The sequence below is a fragment of the Rufibacter sp. XAAS-G3-1 genome (assembly GCF_013623775.1).
GTDB lineage: Bacteria > Bacteroidota > Bacteroidia > Cytophagales > Hymenobacteraceae > Nibribacter.
In genome coordinates this window covers 1-450 of record NZ_JABFAM010000066.1, presented here as the reverse complement: position 1 = coordinate 450, position 450 = coordinate 1, and the positions used below count along the sequence as shown (strand labels likewise).

Here is a 450-nt window from a genome sequence, read left to right as displayed (position 1 = left end):
CGGTTAGGCTAAACGGCGGCGACAGCCGTCGGCTGGAGATGCCGTTTAGGTGATGTTAGGCAACGTTGTTCTTTTCTTTCTTTTGGAATTATAGATTAGCATACCAGTTGGGATTGTTAATCCACTTAAAAGCAACACGGTATAAATCGTCTGTTGGGTATTCAAGTTTTTCTCTAATTTGTCGATTTTCTTGTGCGCTCGCGCTCTTTCAGAATCGCTAAGTCTGTCGTTGATGTCAATAAAAGTTCTGCCTTGGTCAACTTCATATTTCTGACTAACCATTATGTCTAAAATCGCCAAAATCGAGAATGGGATAAGGAGATAAAGTAATACAATGGAAAAGATGAATAACACTTTCTTCATTTTTTCAAGTTGTCGCTATTGTTATCCGTTATTTTCAGCATTATTCTTTCTCTTCTGTAGATTTATATTTTCAATGTTGCCTAACGG

At 37.8% G+C, this 450-nt stretch carries 1 protein-coding gene; it reads right to left on the bottom strand.

Translation table 11 applies throughout. From position 1 onward, the window contains the following. Positions 1-45 precede the first annotated feature (45 nt). Positions 46-363, bottom strand: a complete 318-nt coding sequence (locus HHO50_RS20965; protein WP_181309101.1) for a hypothetical protein — start codon at positions 361-363, stop codon at positions 46-48. Positions 364-450: the final 87 nt, after the last annotated feature.